Raw genomic sequence first — 16,440 nt, 5'->3', positions numbered from 1 at the left:
CCAACCAATTGGCAGCATTTGCGGGATGCAAATTAGCTGCCTATTCCTACTTTATGTTTAAGCATATAGCTAAGTAAGACTTGGGCATCTGGGTGTTTATCTGATTTTAACCCTGTTACAACACCTTGTTGATCCGCAGCCGATTTATGCTGGCCTAACTTTTCTTTTGCCTGAATTGAATCAAGTTCGATTTTAATACCAACAATGCCACGGAGTAACTTGGCTTGATAATCAGCTGGCAATAAACTGGTGTCGTTTAAAATACTCGGCTCGTATTGGCTAATCAGCTCATCTAAGCAAGCTAAGGTGTGGTCATCATCGAGGTATTCTACTGTGCCCTTGGCATGCACCGCAGCGTAGTTCCATGTCGATACAGCTGGCTTCTCACTATACCAAGTCGGTGAAATATAACTATGTGGACCATTAAAAACCACTAATACACGGGTATCTTGCAAGCTTTTTCCATGACGATTTGCCCGTGACACATGACCATATAAAGTACCAAGCTCGCCCTCATCGGGTTTATAAACTAAAGGTAAATGAGTTGCCTCAAACTCACTATCAACCATCAGAGCAAAACTGTAGGTTTTAATGAACTGCGATACTCGCTCTGGTGTCATTTTCCATTTATTAGGGGTGTGCATTACTTTCCTTTAGTGCTAAAAAAGGCCAGCAAACTGCTAGCCTTAGTATTGAGATGTGTGATTAATGTTGGCCATCAACAATAATGCGTAACATACGACGAAGTGGCTCAGCTGCACCCCATAACAGTTGGTCACCCACTGTAAATGCACTGATGTACTCTGGACCCATCGCTAATTTACGAATACGACCTACCGGAATAGACAGCGTACCAGTTACTTTTACAGGTGTTAAGTCTGTAGCGGTAATGTCACGATCATTCGGGATCACTTTTACCCACTCATTGTGAGAAGCAAGAATTTCTTCAATTTTCTCAACGCTAATGTCTTTGCGCAGCTTAATTGTCATTGCTTGTGAGTGACAACGCATTGCGCCAATGCGAACACATAAGCCATCAACAGGGACAGGTTGTTCGCTACTACCTAAAATTTTGTTCGCTTCAACTTGCGCTTTCCACTCTTCTTTACTTTGACCGCTTGGCATTGGTACATCAATCCAAGGAATAAGGCTACCTGCTAGAGGCACACCAAACTGGTCTTGTGGTAAATCGCTTGAGGCAATTTTTTCGGTGACTAACTTATCAATCTCAAGAATCGCAGCATTTGGATCTGCAAGTTTGTCAGCAACAGTTTCGTGAATTGCACCCATTTGCGCAATTAACTCTTTCATGTTGCGAGCGCCTGCACCAGACGCCGCTTGATATGTCATTGGGCTTACCCATTCAATCAAGTCTTGCTCAAATAAACCGCCTAGTGCTAATAGCATCAGTGATACGGTACAGTTACCGCCCACATAGGTTTTAACACCTTGCTCTAAACCCGCACTGATAACGTCTTTATTTACCGGATCTAGCACAATAATACTGTCGTCACTCATACGCAGTGCCGATGCCGCATCAATCCAGTAACCTTGCCAACCTGATTCACGTAATTGCGGGTAAACGGCTTTGGTATAGTCACCGCCTTGGCAAGTAACAACAATATCCATCTTCGCAAGCTCAGCGATATCATTGGCATCTAAAAGCGGTTTAGCAGGACCCGCAAGATCAGGACCTAATTGACCGGTTTGTGAGGTGGTGAAAAAAGTCGTGTCGATATTAGAAAAATCATTTTCTTGCTGCATACGTTCTAATAACACAGAGCCAACCATGCCCCGCCAACCGACTAATCCTACTTTTTTCATTGTTTGTTCCACTGTTTGATTCATTCAAATTACCTAAACTGTTAAAAATTAAAGTCCATTGCGTGAGAATTTAATTTTTACAGGAGTAATCTAGCATTGCGGCCAAAGCAAAACCAGCGCAAACCGAGTAACATCAAAATTTTTCATCTTAGCATCGGGCAAGCCTCTGGCAGCACTAAGTTAAGCGCACCAGCATGCACTTCAAAACGCTGTTGTTTTGAGGTGATTGGCTCGCCGTCTAAGTTTATTGGCATTTCTGTTTGTGTTTGCCATTCAAGCCAAGGCACTTGAAAGCGTTTTACCCACTGTTGTGAAGAGTTAGGGTAATTGCTGAGCTCTTCGATAACCGCTGGTACATCCGAAATTGCAAATGATGTAAACGCCACTAAATCAACCAAGCCATCATTTATGTACGCATGGGGCGCAAGGGGCTGACCGCCACCCGCTTGGCGTCCATTACACACGGCAGCGGCAATAATATCGCCCGAAGTTCGTTCACCATCAGGCAGCGTTAACTCGCCACTGTAAGGCACAAAACTTAGCGCTTGTACAAGCCCTGCCAAGGTATACGCCCCACCACCGAGTAAGTTTTTCAGTGCAGGCGGTGTGGTTGCGGTAATTTTTGCCCCAAAGCCAGCACTGGCTACGTTCACAAAATAACGCTTATCAACCTCTACCGTATCAATTGCATACGGCTGACCATCTGCGGCAAGTTTCAGCGCTGGCAAGTACCCATGAGGAATATTAGCGGCTGTAGCAAAATCATTTGCTGTGCCCATAGGTAAAATTGCAAGCTCTAAACGTTGTGACTTTTCCAGTTTCATTAATGCATTAACGGCTTCATTAACGGTGCCATCACCACCAGCTACGACAATACGTTTTACACCTTCTGCGACGGCTTCATTAATAAAGCGCTCAATGTCACCGCCTTCATAAGTAACACGCACTGCAAGTGGCTGACGAGTTCGAAATTGACCGATGGCATCACGAAGCTGCTCATCAGCCGCTTTTTTACCATTTATTATTAACCGTAAGTCCATTTTTAATCCCTGTTTAAACACTTAGAACTACCATAACACGCAATGTTTTTTAGACAATACAGAAACAAAAAAGCCCTGCTAGTGCAGGGCTGAATCAACGTTAGGATTTATTATTGTATCCTTCCTTGGTCAGAGATTTAAAACTGATATTTGTACTCAATTGAGAACTCAGTGCCTTTCTCTTTAGAGCGAGTTAAGGTACCCGCTGACTCTATTTCAGATTTTGCGCCCAAGATATTCGTCACTTTGAACTTCAAGCTTGAGTTGAAATCAGGGAAATAGGTGTAGTTAAAGTCTAGAGAGTGGAAAGGTTGCTCCATCCAATCTTCTTGACCTTCAATGCCAGGAATTATAATTCGCTCACCAAATACGTTATAGATTAGCGTTGAAGCATGTTGCCCACTAGGTGCGTCATAGCCTAACTGCATGTTCACAACATATTTTGAGTGACCCGTCATGCGACGTGTTGTATTTGTAACCGCTGCAGAAACCCCTGTTTGCTCAACAATCGCCTGACGGTCCATGTTGATTTCTGAGTCACTTAAAGTCACGTTACCAGTCATGAATACGTCTTGCCAGAATCCACCTAAGAAAGCGAAATCTTTCAAGTATTCAAATTCAACACCCGCAACATAGCCATCTTCTGCATTAGCAATACGTACCAGAGGTGGACCATCTTGTGCAGGTGATTGAACAGACTCAATTGGGTCAACCATGTCTTTATAGAACACACCAACAGAGAAGTTCTCGCCCGTATCAAAATAGTTTTCCCAGCGGAAATCATAGTTTTTGATTTGGGTTGTACGGAGACCTGGCGTACCACCTACAGGGTATTCAGTAAGCGGATCGATGTAAGTTGCATCAGAAATCTCACGTAAATCTGGGCGAACAACAGTTTCACCATAGCTTAAGCGCCATTGCGTTTCGTCACTTTGTACATAAGTTAATGCAAGTGCGCTATAAACGTCATCTTCACGGAATGCGAGCTGATCTAACTCATCATAATCGATTGAAGATGCAAGGCCACCAGTGAATGGGTCAAGCGGAACAGATACTTGACGGAAATCTTCCCAACGTAAACCACCTGTAATACGCCATGTGTTATTGAAGAAGAAATCAGCTTCGAAGTAGTATGCATCCACTTTTTGCGCTGACTTATAGTCATCGCCTGATACCGTTGTGTCGTTTAAGATTGGCTGCGTTAGTGACGCGTTTGTAAGTACATCATCAGATAAAATGGTGTTTAACTCATTTCCGTTTAAGTCAACATCTGAGAATGCACGTGTATTGATATCAAAACGACGGTTAGTTGCTGAGCGCTCTTTAGAGATAAAGTCAGCACCTGATTTAAGCTCAACATCCACGCCATCTAGCATGATAGGCAACGTAAAGTTAAAACCGTAGTTCTCTACTTCATCATCCAAATCTTGGAAAGTGTAACGTGCAGCTGTTGTTGCATTCGTTAGTGCGCTTTCGTTAACTGTATCGTAAAACCCATCTTCGTTAGCATCAGTAACAATAAAACGCGTTTCCATATTACCTGGTGCGTAACGATTTGAGCGACCAATTGAATACTTCCAATCGAGGCCAGCATAATTTAACCATTCAAAGGTATGCATACCTTTTAATTGATTAACAATCAGTTCACGTTCTTCATAACGAACATCGTACGAGCGTACACGCTTGTTATCAGAGGTATTGTTGTTTTGGTCAATACCTAAACGGCCTGAAATTTTATCTTCAGTATCGCGTAAGATTAAAGCCGTGTAGTCAATTTTATGCGCTTTGTCATACTCAACACCAACCGTAACCATTCCTGATGTCTTAACCGTGTGTTCTGTACTTAGTACTTGGTCATAACCACGGATCATGGTTGTTGAGTTTTCACCAATCAAGAAACCTTGACCTTGATACTCATCTGAAACAACGTGCTTATTATCGTAGCTAAGCGACGATAAGAAACCGTAGCGCCATTTATCAGATTCAAAGCTGTTACCTAACGTGGCAGTGAACTTTGTATTTGGATCAACCTTTGCTGATTTTGGATCATAATCGCGATTTAACGACAGTGCTAAAGCACGGCTTTGCTCAGGTGTTAAATCATCAAGCGATTGACCACTTTGGTATACATCAAGGATAGGACGTGGAATTTCGCGTGTGCCATCGTCAACACCGTACCAGTCATCCGAACCACCGTTGTATTCAAGACCATCATCAAAGTTATTGGTGTTATAACCAAGCTGACCCGTCACATCAAATACAAACTGATCAGGAATTGATTTCAAGCGAATATCAACGTTACCACCACCAAAAGATGCTGGCATTGACGGTGAATATGATTTTTGTACTGATAAGCTTTCGATAATACCTGATGGAAATAAATCCAGTGGTAATACAGAACGCGTTGGATCTGGGCTTGGTACAGCAGAATTATTTAACTGTGTACTTGAATATCGTTCACCTAGACCACGTACATAAATAAACTTACCATCAACAAGTGTTAAACCTGTTACACGGCGTAGCGCTGCAGCAGCGTCACTATCACCACTTCGTGAAATTTGCTCTGCACCCATAATATCAGCAACGAATGCTTGCTGTTTACGCTCTTCTAGAACAGCTGTTGCAGTGCCTTTTAAACGACTTGCACTTACAACAACTTCTTCAAGAACAGCTTCTTCGTCTGCTTCAGCTGCGTGTGCTGAGACACTCAATCCGCATAAGATAGCTGCGCTTAGTGCTGTTAAGCTGAACTGTTTTGAATATTGTTTCATGTTTACCTCTATCTGAAATAAGTTACAGAAAGTTGTTTAAAGGTGCTAAACACGTTGTTTAGCACCTCGCTTACTGTGTTATTCCAGACCTACTGTCCAACCTTCAGTCCAGTTGTTATCAGCAGATACTGCACCAATGTGCGTTGTTGTATCGAAGAAACCGTCGATTGCTTTAACGTCTGTCGCTGTTGTTGTATCGATAGTGAAGATACCATTTACAACTTGCGTTTGACCTGTAGCAACTAAGTTACCTAATGTGTTTGTCCACCAGTTTTCAACACTGAAATCTACACCACTTGGGTCTTTGAAGTTTTCAGAACATGCAATCACTGATGATTTAATCATTAAAGTACCATCTTGAGCATTCTTAACTGTTTCACTTTCACCTGAAGCAGCACCTTCAATCTCTAGACATTCGCCCATACCTTCAGGGCCCGTCACGATTGCGTTATAGATTTGCGCACCCGTACCTTCACGGAAGTACATACCTTCTGAGTCATCTTCACCATCAAAGGTATTACCGATGATTGTTAAGTTAGCAATTGTTGGGTTTGATTTAGGTGTTTTAGACGGTGTAGAACCATCGTTGTCTGCTTCAATACCACGGTTCGCGTCTGAGTTATCAGCTGCTTGCTTAACAAGAATGTGTTGCATTTTACCTTGGAAACCATTGTCCCAGTCGATGCTGTCATCTTGAATGCTTGTTAGTACTAAGTACTTCGCCTGAACGTTACCACCGAAGAACTCAACACCGTCATCCGCATTTTGGTGTACTTGTACATACTCAACAGTTGTACCAGAACCAACACCACCGAACGTGATACCGTTTAATTCGTTATCTGGTGCGATTTCGTAACCACCATTCATCACACGAACATAACGCAGTGTACCTGAGTTATCCGTTGTATCAGTACCACCGAACACCGCACCTGACTCAACACCTTCAACTTGAAGTGCACAATCACCTTCTGCTGGACACTTGTTTGATGGTGCGTTACCAAGAAGTACTAAACCACCCCATTGACCAGCGGCTGTAGTACCACCCATCACATCTTGGCTTGAAGTGAACGAGATTGGCTCATCTTTAGTACCGTTAGCATTAATTTTTGAACCACGGCTAATTACTAAGTAATCATCACCTGTACGGCCATATACTGTTACGCCTGGCTCGATTGTTAAAGTAGCTGAATCTGCATTATCTTCACCTACAAATACTGCGCCGCTTAATGCGTAGTAGTTACCCGCAGTAAGAGTTAAATCAGCGGTGATACGACCAGACACTTCACATGTTGTTGTGCTGCCATCAACTGGAGAAATTGACGTTGTACCTGATGGACAACCTGCTACTGCTGGTGGTGCAGTTACTTCACCGCCACCGTAACCAAATGCCCAACCTTCACGCCAGTCATCTGAATCATTCAGTGCACCAACAAAGTCAACTGTATCGAAGAACGCATCAACAGTATTTGCTACATCTTGGCCCGCGCCTAGTAATGGAGAACCTGCAATTGGTTGACCGTTTGCACCAAGCATTGGCTTATCATTGATTACGTTTCCAGATTGTGCTGTAAACCACGTTTCAAGCTCTAGTAATGAATTGCCGCTACCATCAACTGGGTTTTTGAAGTTTTCGCCATTAGTACACGACATGAAAGTGTTTTGAATTAAGATAGTACCATCGTTAGCGTTATTAACTGTTTCGCTTACACCGTCTTCAGCACCTTCAATTTCTAAACACTCACCCATTTCGTCAGAGCCAGTGATCACAGAGTTGTAAAGGTGTAAACCTGTACCTTCACGAAGGTAGATACCCTCAGCATCGTCTTCACCGTCGAAGTTGTTGCCGATGATTGTTAAGTTAGAGATGATTGGTAATGATTTTGGTTCTTTAGAAGGTGTGCTACCGTCGTTATCTGCTTCGATACCACGGTTTGCATCTGTTGAATCTGGATCTTGTTCAACGTAAACGAATTGCATTTTACCTTGGTAACCATTGTCCCAGTCGATGCTATCGTCGTCGATGCTTGTTAATACAACGTGCTTCAGATTTACCGCACCACCGAAGAATTCAACACCATCATCTGAGTTGTTGTGAACTTGTAAGTACTCAACCGTTGTACCAGAACCAACAGCACCAAATGTAATACCATTTAATTCATTATCTGGGGCAATTTCATAACCAGCATTTTTAACAACAACGTACTTTAAAGTACCCGAACTATCTGTATTGTCTGTACCGCCGAATACAGCACCAGATTCAACACCTTCAACTTGAAGAGCACAATCGCCTTCAGAAGGACACTTATTAGAGATACCGTTACCAAGAAGCACCATACCGCCCCATTGGCCTGCAGATGTTTCTTCACCAACTACGTCTTGCTTAGAAGTAAAGATGATCGGGTCGTTTTTAGTACCTGTAGCTTCAATTTTAGAGTCACGGCTAACAACTAGGTAATCAGAACCGCTGTTACCGAATACTACCGCACCCGCTTCAATTGTTAACGTTGCACTGTCTGCTTTATCGTTACCAACGAATACAGCACCATCAAGCGCCCAAAATGCGTCTGTTGATAATGTTGTATCTTCAGTGATTACGCCTGAAAGAACTTGTACTGTCACATCACGACCTAATGCAGCAGACACTTCGTTCGAAAGACTTTGGCTGTATACACCCGGTAACTCTTCAGTTGTTGGTGGTGTAGTTGGGTTAGTAGGTGTAGTTGGTTGCTCAACTGTTTCTTCTACGTTGATGTTGATATCACCACCGCCACAACCTGCTAGTGAGATTGCTGTAGCTACAAGACTAACCTTGAATAAGCCAGATAATTTCATTGTTCACTCCGTTAAGATAGATATTTAATTATTGTGTTAGCGCATAAACTCAAGTCACCAAAAAACACTGCAAAAAATAATGCTTTTGGGTCACTTGAGTTTTAAACTGCGACTACCTTACGGGAGCTGTATGACAAACTAGTTACACTTTAATAAACATAAAATGACAATATTAATTATTTAAAAAAGAGTAAGTTAGTTAATTTTAGGAACGGAAAAAAGCCGCCCGAAGGCAGCTTTGGTGTTGCGATTATAAATTAGTTCTTTTGTACGCTTACCTGTTGAATACGATTTAGAGTAAAGCGGTACGTAATGTTTCGGCGTGCACTTTTTCACGCTTCACATACTTGATCCATTGCTCAGCTAAACGCTGTGACTTTTTGTGTTTTTCCGCTTGCTCAAACGCTAAAATCGAGGCATCAAAGTTTTGTAAATTGTACTGCGCCATACCTAAAGCAACATACACATTTGATTCAAACTCTAAGCCGCCTTTATCTAGGGCTTTACGTGCTGCATCCGCTGCTTCTTCGTATTTTTCAAGATTAATGCTTACCTCTGCAATACGTTGTTCGTACTGACCATGCGTAACTAAATCAGCGGCTTTTGCAAAGTACGGAAGTGACTTTTCACCCTCTTTTGCTTGTACCATCGCTTCTGCAACAAAGGCATAGTTTTTCGCTGATTTTTCAGCGACACCGTCTTGCATTGCTTTACTCATCACGTTCGCCGCTTTAAAAGCCAGGCCGTTGTATAAATACACTTGTGATAATTGACGTAAATCTGATTTAGATTTCATGAAACCTTGTTGATATGCCGCTTCTAAAATCGCTAATTGCTTTTTCTCTGCGCCCGTTTCACCGTACATGCCACCTAACTGAACCCAGTACTCAGGCTTGTTGTAAAGCTTAACTAAACGCTCAAGTACCTCGACCACTTTGTCAGACTGGTTAAGTGAGTAGTACATAGCACGCTGTAAGATCAACCAGTTTTCTTTTGGCATTTCACCTTTGCTGTCGGCTTCTGCGATAGCAAGGTTAATGTTATCAATGCCTTTTTGGTAATCTTTAAGCTGATAATACGCTTGTGATTTTAATACGTAATAAGCATCTGTTTTAGGCTTGTCGTTAATCACATCCCACTGCGCTAAATATTTGATTACCTTTTCGTAATCGCTATTAGCCATTGCAAGTTGCGCTAAGCTAAAGGTGGTGCTTACACGTAATGTTTCTGGAATCGCATCTTCGTTTACTACTTTTTCAAACGACGCAATTGCTTTATCTAAGTCGTTTTCGTTGTAGTAAATAAAACCGTAGAAATTATGCATCATGGCAATTTCATAGGAGTTCATGCTTGAAGAACGCTCTTGAATACTATCAAGGGCTGCTAATCCTGCTTTTGCATCACCATCATCAGCTAACTTTTGTGCTCGTGCTAATTGGCTATACACTTTTTCACGCAGTGCAGGTACACGTTTGGTTTTTTGTTCTTCAGCGTAAGCTGTTGCCAGTGTGACACCTGGTAACATGCTAACAACGCTTGGGACTACAAGGCTGCTTGTGAAAGCAGCCGCGCAAATCACGGCAACTTTTAAAGGTTTCATAATCGCATTCCTCTTTTCTAACCGTTAATTTGGAAAGAAATTTTGTTCTGTACGCCCGCTACTTCAACAGCTTCACCGTTAACAACGCGCGGTTTATATTTAAATTTAAGTGCTGCATCCATCGCAGCGCGGTCAAACAATGACTCTGGTTCAGCTTTAATAACTTTCGGGTCACGTACTGTGCCTTGCTTGGTTACTGTAAACTCAACAATCACATAGCCTTCGATTCCACGCGATAAAGCTCGGCGCGGATAAACAGGCGCTACTTTTACAATCGGTAAGTATTCACCGTCGCTTGATTCAAGGGCTAAGCCGCCAGCTAAGTTAACGTCGGCTTCAACACTGGCACCAAAGTCAAAGTTGGCATTGCTCGCGTTAGGATCACTGTTTTGCATTTGCGGTGATTCCATTGGCGGAGGTGGCTCTTTTGGCGTTGGTGGCTTTTGCGGTTTACGTTCTTTCTTTTGCACTGTCTCTTCTTTTTTCAGACGAACAAAATCAAGTACGTTTCCTTTTACGGGCTCAGACATGGCCCCTTCACCACCGGTGATCAGTGCCTGCATGCCTAAAAACAGCATAACAGTCACGATACCCGCGATGATTAATGCAACTATATAACGCATCGCTCACATTCCTTATGATGCTTCTTGCGCAGCAATCGACACATCAAATGCGCCTGCAGCTCGCGATGCATCCATTACTTTGATAAGTACATCGGTTGTGGCTTTCTTATCAGCTTGAATAACCACGCTACCTTGTGGGTTTTCAGCTTTTAAGCGCTCGATATTTGCTTGTACTGCACGAACATCTACTTGGCGTTTGTTGATCCAAATCTCACCTTTGTCAGAAATAGCAACTAAGATGTTGGCACGCTCTTTTTTCACTGCCGTTGCTGCTTCTGGGCGGTTTACATCAATACCGGCTTCTTTTACGAATGATGCTGTTACGATAAAGAAGATAAGCATGATGAAAACAACGTCTAGCATTGGCGTCATGTTGATTTCTTCAGCGTCGTCTTCTTGAAATAAGTTACCTAGTGGCGCTCTCATTGTTAGTCTCCTAATGGGTGATGCTCACATCACCCTAAAATTCGTTTAGTGGTCTAAGACCATGTTGTCTTCAAGTAATTGCACTTCGCGTTTTGCACGACGTTGTAAGAACGTTGATGCGAAAACCCCTGAAAGTGCACCCACCATACCGGCCATTGTTGGGATAGTGGCTTTAGACACTCCTGATGCCATCGAACGTGCACTGCCTGTGCCTGTAATTGCCATTACATCAAATACTTCGATCATGCCGGTTACGGTACCTAACAGACCTAAAAGTGGACATAACGCAACCATTACGTTGATTAGCGCAAGGTTATTATTTAGTTGCATGCCAGCGCGTGAAATCATCGCTTGGCGAATTTGCTCTGCGTTCCAGCTGTTACGCTCTGCTCTATTGCTCCAAGTGCTTTTTACGTCTTTCTTGTAGCGTTTAAAGCCACCAAAGAAATACATAAAACGCTCAAGTATCAATAACCACATCGCGAAGATGAGGACCCCGATGACCAAGAGAACTTGGCCACCTGTGTCGAGGAAATCACGTAGAGCATTGATTGCATCAATCAATAGCACCATGATTTATGCTCCTTTCTCGCTTCGCTCTGCGATGATACCTGCGCTTTGCTCTTGTAAAATCAACAGCATGTTTTTAGAACGCGTGTTAAGAAGTGTATATAAGAATACTGTTGGGATAGCCACAACCAGACCAAGTACTGTTGTTACAAGTGCCTGAGAAATACCACCCGCCATTAGTTTAGGGTCACCTGTACCGAACAAGGTAATTGCTTGGAAGGTGTTAATCATACCGGTTACCGTACCTAGTAGACCAAGTAGTGGTGCTACCACAGAGATAATCTTAATTAGTGTCAGGTTACGAGTAATTTTTGGCATTTCACGAATGATTGCTTCGCTTAATTTAAGCTCAAGTGTGTCGTACGCTACATCTGGGTACTGGTCTTTTACTTTCATTACGCGACCAAGTGGGTTGTCATCACGTGCCACTGTGTCTTTAAGCTGACGACGGATTTTGCTACCCATAATCATCAGAGATACAAAACGCTCAAGTGCAATTAGTAAAGCGATTAAGCCAACACCTAAGATGATGTAACCAACCGTACCACCTTGGTGAACTTGCTCTTCAGTATCTGGTGCTTGTACTAAAAGACCTAAGATTGAACCACCTGTTGGGTCAAGTGCAAACGGTACAACACCTGAGTTTGCTTGCTGTAAATCAGCTGCAGTTGCTGTGTAACGGCTGCTAGGCTGACGTGTAAGCTGGCTGATTGTATTTGTAGCCGGTGTGTACTCAAGGTATTTACCATCAGCGATTAAGTTAAATGCACCAACACGCACCACTTCTTTTTGTGCTTTGCTGCCACCTTCAACGATTACATCGGTTGTAAAGCGAGATACTTTACCTTGTTCAGTCATTTCGCGTTGTAATTCAAACCATACTTTTTCGATATCATCGATTGAAGCAAGCTTTGACGTTGAACCCATTTTTTGTGCTAGCTCATCCATGAAGTTACTACGACCAGGAAGCTCTGCAGAAACAACTGACGTCATGAATTTATTGCTTGAATCACCTGCTACTTGCTGTAACACACCGAATAGTTCTTTAAGTGAACCCATGCGGTTTGAAAGTGTGTCTGTTAAGTTAGCTAGCTTTACTTCGTTTTCTTCAAACTGAGTTTCTAATCGCTCAGATTCGTTAAGCATTGCAGTACGCTTTGCTTGTGTATCCTTAAGCATTTGTACTTGTTCGTTTTGACGCGCCATGAACTCTTGTTCACGTTGTTTATTTTCAGCGCTTTGTTGTGCTTTACCTTGCTCTAATGTTTTTAGTAATGAGTCTAAATCCATTGGCTCAGCAGCTAGGCTGCTACCAGCAAAACCAAGGCCAGCTGCAAACACGGCCATTTTTGTCATTTTCGTTAATAATTTCATCTCAAACCTCTTATTCAGCAGCGTGGACTGGCAGTGTTAACATATCTGGGGCAAGTTGCTTACGTGCAATGCGTAAACCTTTGTTGATTTGGCTGATTGCAGAATCTGGTAATTCAACAAACGATTTTGTTTCTTTATCCCAGCTACCTGCTTTTTTGCCGTCGCGTGTTAAATAAATAAGTTCTAAACGACCGATGCGTAAGAAATCTACTTCGCGCTCTTGGCCATCTACATTAAGTAATGCTGTGTACGCTTCGATAGTGCGACCGTAATCAACTTCTACTTGGTAAGCTTCAAGTAAGCGGCGGAATTTTTCACTTGAAGTGATGTCTGCGCGGTCCATCATTTCTTTTAATGATGCAATACGCTTGCTACGCTCTTCAGTTAAGAAAGGTACGTCTAGTGCAACAAATTGCTCAAGACCTGTGATCATACGCATCATTAACGGCGTGATTTGACGCTCGATAACCGATACCTGATCCATTGACTCGTTTAACGCGTCCATTTCAGCAATTTGGTTGTTTAATTGCTTAGTAAGTTGCGCGTTATAAACAGTTAAGCCGTCAATTTCTTTATTAAGGGCTTTGAATTGTTGTAAACGACCTTGCATTGAATCTGCAATCTTGTCGATTTTAGTTTGTGATTGCGCTGCAGATTTGTTTATCTCGCTGCTTTTATCAATTACTTTATCTAGATCGTTTGCATGTACTGCTGCAGATGCCGCTACAATACCTGCTAAAATCAGTGGTTTAACGCCTTTCATCGCATACACCTTTACTCGTTAAGTTAGCTTAATTTGCTAGTTGGGTTGTTTTATTGTGCGAAAGGATAACGATGAAAAATGACAAGCATGTTGCGCAAAAAATACAAAAATATGACAGCTGTAACAATTAGTTTATATTGGGCAAGAATAAGGCAAAAGTTGCAGAATTGTGTCCTTATTAATTTTCAATTTTTAGCTTTGGGTTCGGTTTGTTACCCTAAAGAAGGGTAAAATACTAACAAAGTAGAATACTAAAAAGTTTCTTTGATATATTACAACTCAAAATATATCTGAGATAAACAGTATGGGTAAAGTCAGCTTCTTAAAATTAAACGGTAATATTGCAGATCAAGTTATCAACCTCAAAGTTAAAGAATCTCAAAAGCATCTTATCGACAACAATGCCGAGTGGATTATTCAAGCTATTTTCAACGAAGATAGTATCAGTTATGGCATTTATGTAGATAATAAACCTGCTGGTTTAATATCTTTAATCGATCCAAGAATACTCGAAGATTTCGATGAACATTTTCAAAAAGATTATCTCTACTTGTGGCGCGTTATGGTTGACTATAATTTTCAAGGTCTTGGGCTGGGAAAACAAGCAATTAATTTTAGTAAGCAATACGCCTCACTCGTAGGTTTGCAAGGTGTGTCACTAACCACAATGGATAAAGAAGATGGTAATGCACTTTCAATTTATCAAAAGCTTGGATTTGCTCCAACAGGAAGAAGACTAGATGATGAGATTGAATTGATTTTTAATTTTGAGCATATACATTTGGCCTAACTCCCTGATATATGATCTTTATTTGAGCTATTTTCATCTTCGGGCTCGTTACAAAGCCAAAACGAGGTTAATTATCACGTTTGGCTTAAAACTTTTTAATTCAATAGGCTTAACCAGCAACCAAATTAAATAACGTCTATAATTTGCTGATAATTGCTTTGCCAATCTAAATAATTAACCGGGATAGCAGCATACTTCCCTTTATTTTCAAGGACTAAAGATGGAAAACCTTGAATAGGTAAGCTTCTCGCTTGGTTTATTTCGGCCATAAGCAATGAATTTATTTTTTCACTTTCAATTTCTTTAATGAATACGTTTTTTTCTAACCCAATTTGCTCTGCAAGGCTTGTAAGGGTGCTGATGTCAGATGGATTTTGTGCATCTAAGTAGTAGGCTTTTTGAATGGCGTGTAGCATTTCACATTCTTTATTGTGCTGCCTTGCAAGAAGCACAGCACGGCATGCAGGGTAAGTAGAGCGTCGTGGTTGCGCGGTATGCCAAAACTCATGATTGAATGGCGTGCCAAGCTGCTGTTCAATACGTTGCCATGTTTGCTGTAAAAACTGCTGCATATCTTTTGGCATTGGCTCATCTGAATCAGGCGCGAGGCCACCCACTTTATATTCAATAGCAAGTTTATCGCCAAGGGCTGCTTGGAGTTTTAACCAGGTTTCTCTGTAGCCCCAACACCAACTACACATTGGGTCGTATACATAAATTAACTTTGCCATTTAGCTTATCTCAGTTAGATCAGAGACCACTACATTACGCCCTTTTGCTTTGGCTTTATAGAGGTTGTCGTCAGCTTGTTTAATCGCTTTACTAAATTGGCTACCACGTTCTAGGCTGGCAATACCGATACTACAGGTAATAGTCACAGACTGCCCCACATCATAAGGGATCTGTTTCTCGGCGACATAACTACGCAGTTTTTCAGCCACGGCATGGGCAATATTAAGCCCCGCTTTTGGTAGCAAAATAATAAACTCTTCACCGCCATAACGGGCTTTTATATCTGTGCCACGTAACTTATCGTGCAGCATAGAAGTAAAGGCTATTAATGCCTGATCGCCAAAGTCATGACCATAAGTATCGTTAAGTGATTTAAAGTTATCTAAATCAATTAATAATACCGACATAGGTAAATAATTAGCCGCTTCAGCTTCAAGGCGCGGCTGAATATGCTCATAAATGTAACGACGATTGGCAAGACCTGTTAGCGGGTCTGTTAATGCATCGCGTTTTTCTATTAAAGTAATGTCAGCAATTTTTTGATGGCTTTTTTGCCTAAAGTATTCACTGATCCCAGAAAACAAAATCACCATAGAGAAAGAGGCTAAAAAGCGTGAGGTTTCAACTTGCCCGTAATGCGCTTGACCGAAGTTGGGGCTAAACAGCAGTGCAACTGCACTAGCATACATAATCCCAACCAACACACTGCCCACTTTTAACCCTAAGGTGACATAAGCCACAATAGGGTAAAACATAAGCCAATATAAAGCGGTGTTTTCTTTGCCGCCGGTGTATACCAATGCTACACAGAGCAGCAAAATGATCGATAAAATAATGCAGCTTACAGAGACTAAAGCACCAGTGCGAAAGTAATAGAGCATGCACAGCACAATAGTTATATCGCTCACCACTAACATAATAGTGAGCGGTAAGGCGTAAATTTGATAGTTAGATAACACTAACGAAGTGATTAATACGATGGCAAAAAAAGCCATGGCAAATAACGTGAAGGCACGACGCTGTTTATCCGCCGTGTCGACACTGTTTAAAGTAATGGCATTAAGCCAATTTTGATCCAAAATTGCAGTCTCTTAA

Annotated in this window: 14 protein-coding genes; 1 reads left to right on the top strand and 13 read right to left on the bottom strand. The window is 41.9% G+C overall.

The genetic code is table 11. The annotated features are described in order from the left end of the window. Positions 1–32: 32 nt before the first annotated feature. From J8Z28_RS21320 to J8Z28_RS21270, 11 genes are all read right to left on the bottom strand, one after another. Positions 33–644, bottom strand: coding sequence for an FMN-binding negative transcriptional regulator (locus tag J8Z28_RS21320; RefSeq protein ID WP_250660594.1), 612 nt, complete (start codon positions 642–644; stop codon positions 33–35). A 61-nt stretch (positions 645–705) separates the two neighbouring features. Beyond that, positions 706–1,848, bottom strand: a complete 1,143-nt coding sequence (gene asd / locus J8Z28_RS21315; RefSeq protein WP_063529240.1) for an aspartate-semialdehyde dehydrogenase — start codon at positions 1,846–1,848, stop codon at positions 706–708. A gap of 119 nt (positions 1,849–1,967) precedes the next feature. Beyond that, positions 1,968–2,864: a lipid kinase YegS gene (yegS, locus tag J8Z28_RS21310; RefSeq protein ID WP_063529239.1), complete on the bottom strand. Its 897-nt coding sequence runs from the start codon at positions 2,862–2,864 to the stop codon at positions 1,968–1,970. A 137-nt stretch (positions 2,865–3,001) separates the two neighbouring features. Beyond that, positions 3,002–5,635, bottom strand: a complete 2,634-nt coding sequence (locus J8Z28_RS21305; RefSeq protein ID WP_250660593.1) for a TonB-dependent receptor domain-containing protein — start codon at positions 5,633–5,635, stop codon at positions 3,002–3,004. Positions 5,636–5,713: 78 nt separating this feature from the next. Continuing rightward, positions 5,714–8,467: a beta-helix domain-containing protein gene (locus tag J8Z28_RS21300; RefSeq protein ID WP_063529237.1), complete on the bottom strand. Its 2,754-nt coding sequence runs from the start codon at positions 8,465–8,467 to the stop codon at positions 5,714–5,716. Between the two features lie 292 nt (positions 8,468–8,759). Next, complete coding sequence (locus J8Z28_RS21295; RefSeq protein WP_063528102.1) at positions 8,760–10,067, bottom strand: tetratricopeptide repeat protein; 1,308 nt, start codon at positions 10,065–10,067, stop codon at positions 8,760–8,762. A gap of 17 nt (positions 10,068–10,084) precedes the next feature. Then, positions 10,085–10,690 carry an energy transducer TonB gene (locus tag J8Z28_RS21290; protein WP_054552071.1) on the bottom strand — a complete coding sequence of 202 codons (606 nt, stop codon included), beginning with the start codon at positions 10,688–10,690 and terminating at the stop codon, positions 10,085–10,087. A gap of 12 nt (positions 10,691–10,702) precedes the next feature. Further along, positions 10,703–11,116 (bottom strand): ExbD/TolR family protein, encoded by a 414-nt coding sequence (locus J8Z28_RS21285; RefSeq protein WP_036971869.1) that lies wholly within the window; start codon positions 11,114–11,116, stop codon positions 10,703–10,705. Between the two features lie 45 nt (positions 11,117–11,161). Then, positions 11,162–11,689, bottom strand: coding sequence for a MotA/TolQ/ExbB proton channel family protein (locus tag J8Z28_RS21280; RefSeq protein WP_054552070.1), 528 nt, complete (start codon positions 11,687–11,689; stop codon positions 11,162–11,164). 3 nt (positions 11,690–11,692) lie between these two features. Then, positions 11,693–13,060, bottom strand: coding sequence for a MotA/TolQ/ExbB proton channel family protein (locus tag J8Z28_RS21275; RefSeq protein WP_054552069.1), 1,368 nt, complete (start codon positions 13,058–13,060; stop codon positions 11,693–11,695). 10 nt (positions 13,061–13,070) lie between these two features. Continuing rightward, positions 13,071–13,823, bottom strand: coding sequence for a DUF3450 domain-containing protein (locus J8Z28_RS21270; protein WP_062565605.1), 753 nt, complete (start codon positions 13,821–13,823; stop codon positions 13,071–13,073). Positions 13,824–14,127: 304 nt separating this feature from the next. Here J8Z28_RS21270 and J8Z28_RS21265 point away from each other — a divergent pair, with 304 nt between their 5' ends. Beyond that, positions 14,128–14,613 (top strand): GNAT family N-acetyltransferase, encoded by a 486-nt coding sequence (locus J8Z28_RS21265; protein ID WP_062565606.1) that lies wholly within the window; start codon positions 14,128–14,130, stop codon positions 14,611–14,613. Positions 14,614–14,738: 125 nt separating this feature from the next. On the opposite strand, the gene J8Z28_RS21260 is transcribed toward J8Z28_RS21265, so the two are convergent. After that, complete coding sequence (locus J8Z28_RS21260; RefSeq protein ID WP_165385120.1) at positions 14,739–15,344, bottom strand: DsbA family protein; 606 nt, start codon at positions 15,342–15,344, stop codon at positions 14,739–14,741. Further along, positions 15,345–16,424 carry a diguanylate cyclase gene (locus J8Z28_RS21255; protein ID WP_240701533.1) on the bottom strand — a complete coding sequence of 360 codons (1,080 nt, stop codon included), beginning with the start codon at positions 16,422–16,424 and terminating at the stop codon, positions 15,345–15,347. Positions 16,425–16,440 lie beyond the last annotated feature (16 nt).

Source organism: Pseudoalteromonas sp. SCSIO 43088 (genome assembly GCF_023650795.1).
GTDB classification, from domain to species: domain Bacteria; phylum Pseudomonadota; class Gammaproteobacteria; order Enterobacterales; family Alteromonadaceae; genus Pseudoalteromonas; species Pseudoalteromonas shioyasakiensis.
This window is presented reverse-complemented; position numbering and strand designations above follow the sequence as displayed.

Excerpts from the sequence above, each read along its gene's own strand:
- J8Z28_RS21260 (WP_165385120.1), bottom strand. The coding sequence starts at position 15,344 with ATGGCAAAGTTAATTTATGTATACGACCCAATGTGTAGTTGGTGTTGG.
- J8Z28_RS21265 (WP_062565606.1), top strand. The coding sequence starts at position 14,128 with ATGGGTAAAGTCAGCTTCTTAAAATTAAACGGTAATATTGCAGATCAA.
- J8Z28_RS21300 (WP_063529237.1), bottom strand. The coding sequence starts at position 8,467 with ATGAAATTATCTGGCTTATTCAAGGTTAGTCTTGTAGCTACAGCAATC.
- J8Z28_RS21295 (WP_063528102.1), bottom strand. The coding sequence starts at position 10,067 with ATGAAACCTTTAAAAGTTGCCGTGATTTGCGCGGCTGCTTTCACAAGC.
- J8Z28_RS21285 (WP_036971869.1), bottom strand. The coding sequence starts at position 11,116 with ATGAGAGCGCCACTAGGTAACTTATTTCAAGAAGACGACGCTGAAGAA.
- yegS (WP_063529239.1), bottom strand. The coding sequence starts at position 2,864 with ATGGACTTACGGTTAATAATAAATGGTAAAAAAGCGGCTGATGAGCAG.
- J8Z28_RS21320 (WP_250660594.1), bottom strand. The coding sequence starts at position 644 with ATGCACACCCCTAATAAATGGAAAATGACACCAGAGCGAGTATCGCAG.
- J8Z28_RS21280 (WP_054552070.1), bottom strand. The coding sequence starts at position 11,689 with ATGGTGCTATTGATTGATGCAATCAATGCTCTACGTGATTTCCTCGAC.
- J8Z28_RS21290 (WP_054552071.1), bottom strand. The coding sequence starts at position 10,690 with ATGCGTTATATAGTTGCATTAATCATCGCGGGTATCGTGACTGTTATG.
- J8Z28_RS21305 (WP_250660593.1), bottom strand. The coding sequence starts at position 5,635 with ATGAAACAATATTCAAAACAGTTCAGCTTAACAGCACTAAGCGCAGCT.
- asd (WP_063529240.1), bottom strand. The coding sequence starts at position 1,848 with ATGAATCAAACAGTGGAACAAACAATGAAAAAAGTAGGATTAGTCGGT.
- J8Z28_RS21275 (WP_054552069.1), bottom strand. The coding sequence starts at position 13,060 with ATGAAATTATTAACGAAAATGACAAAAATGGCCGTGTTTGCAGCTGGC.
- J8Z28_RS21270 (WP_062565605.1), bottom strand. The coding sequence starts at position 13,823 with ATGAAAGGCGTTAAACCACTGATTTTAGCAGGTATTGTAGCGGCATCT.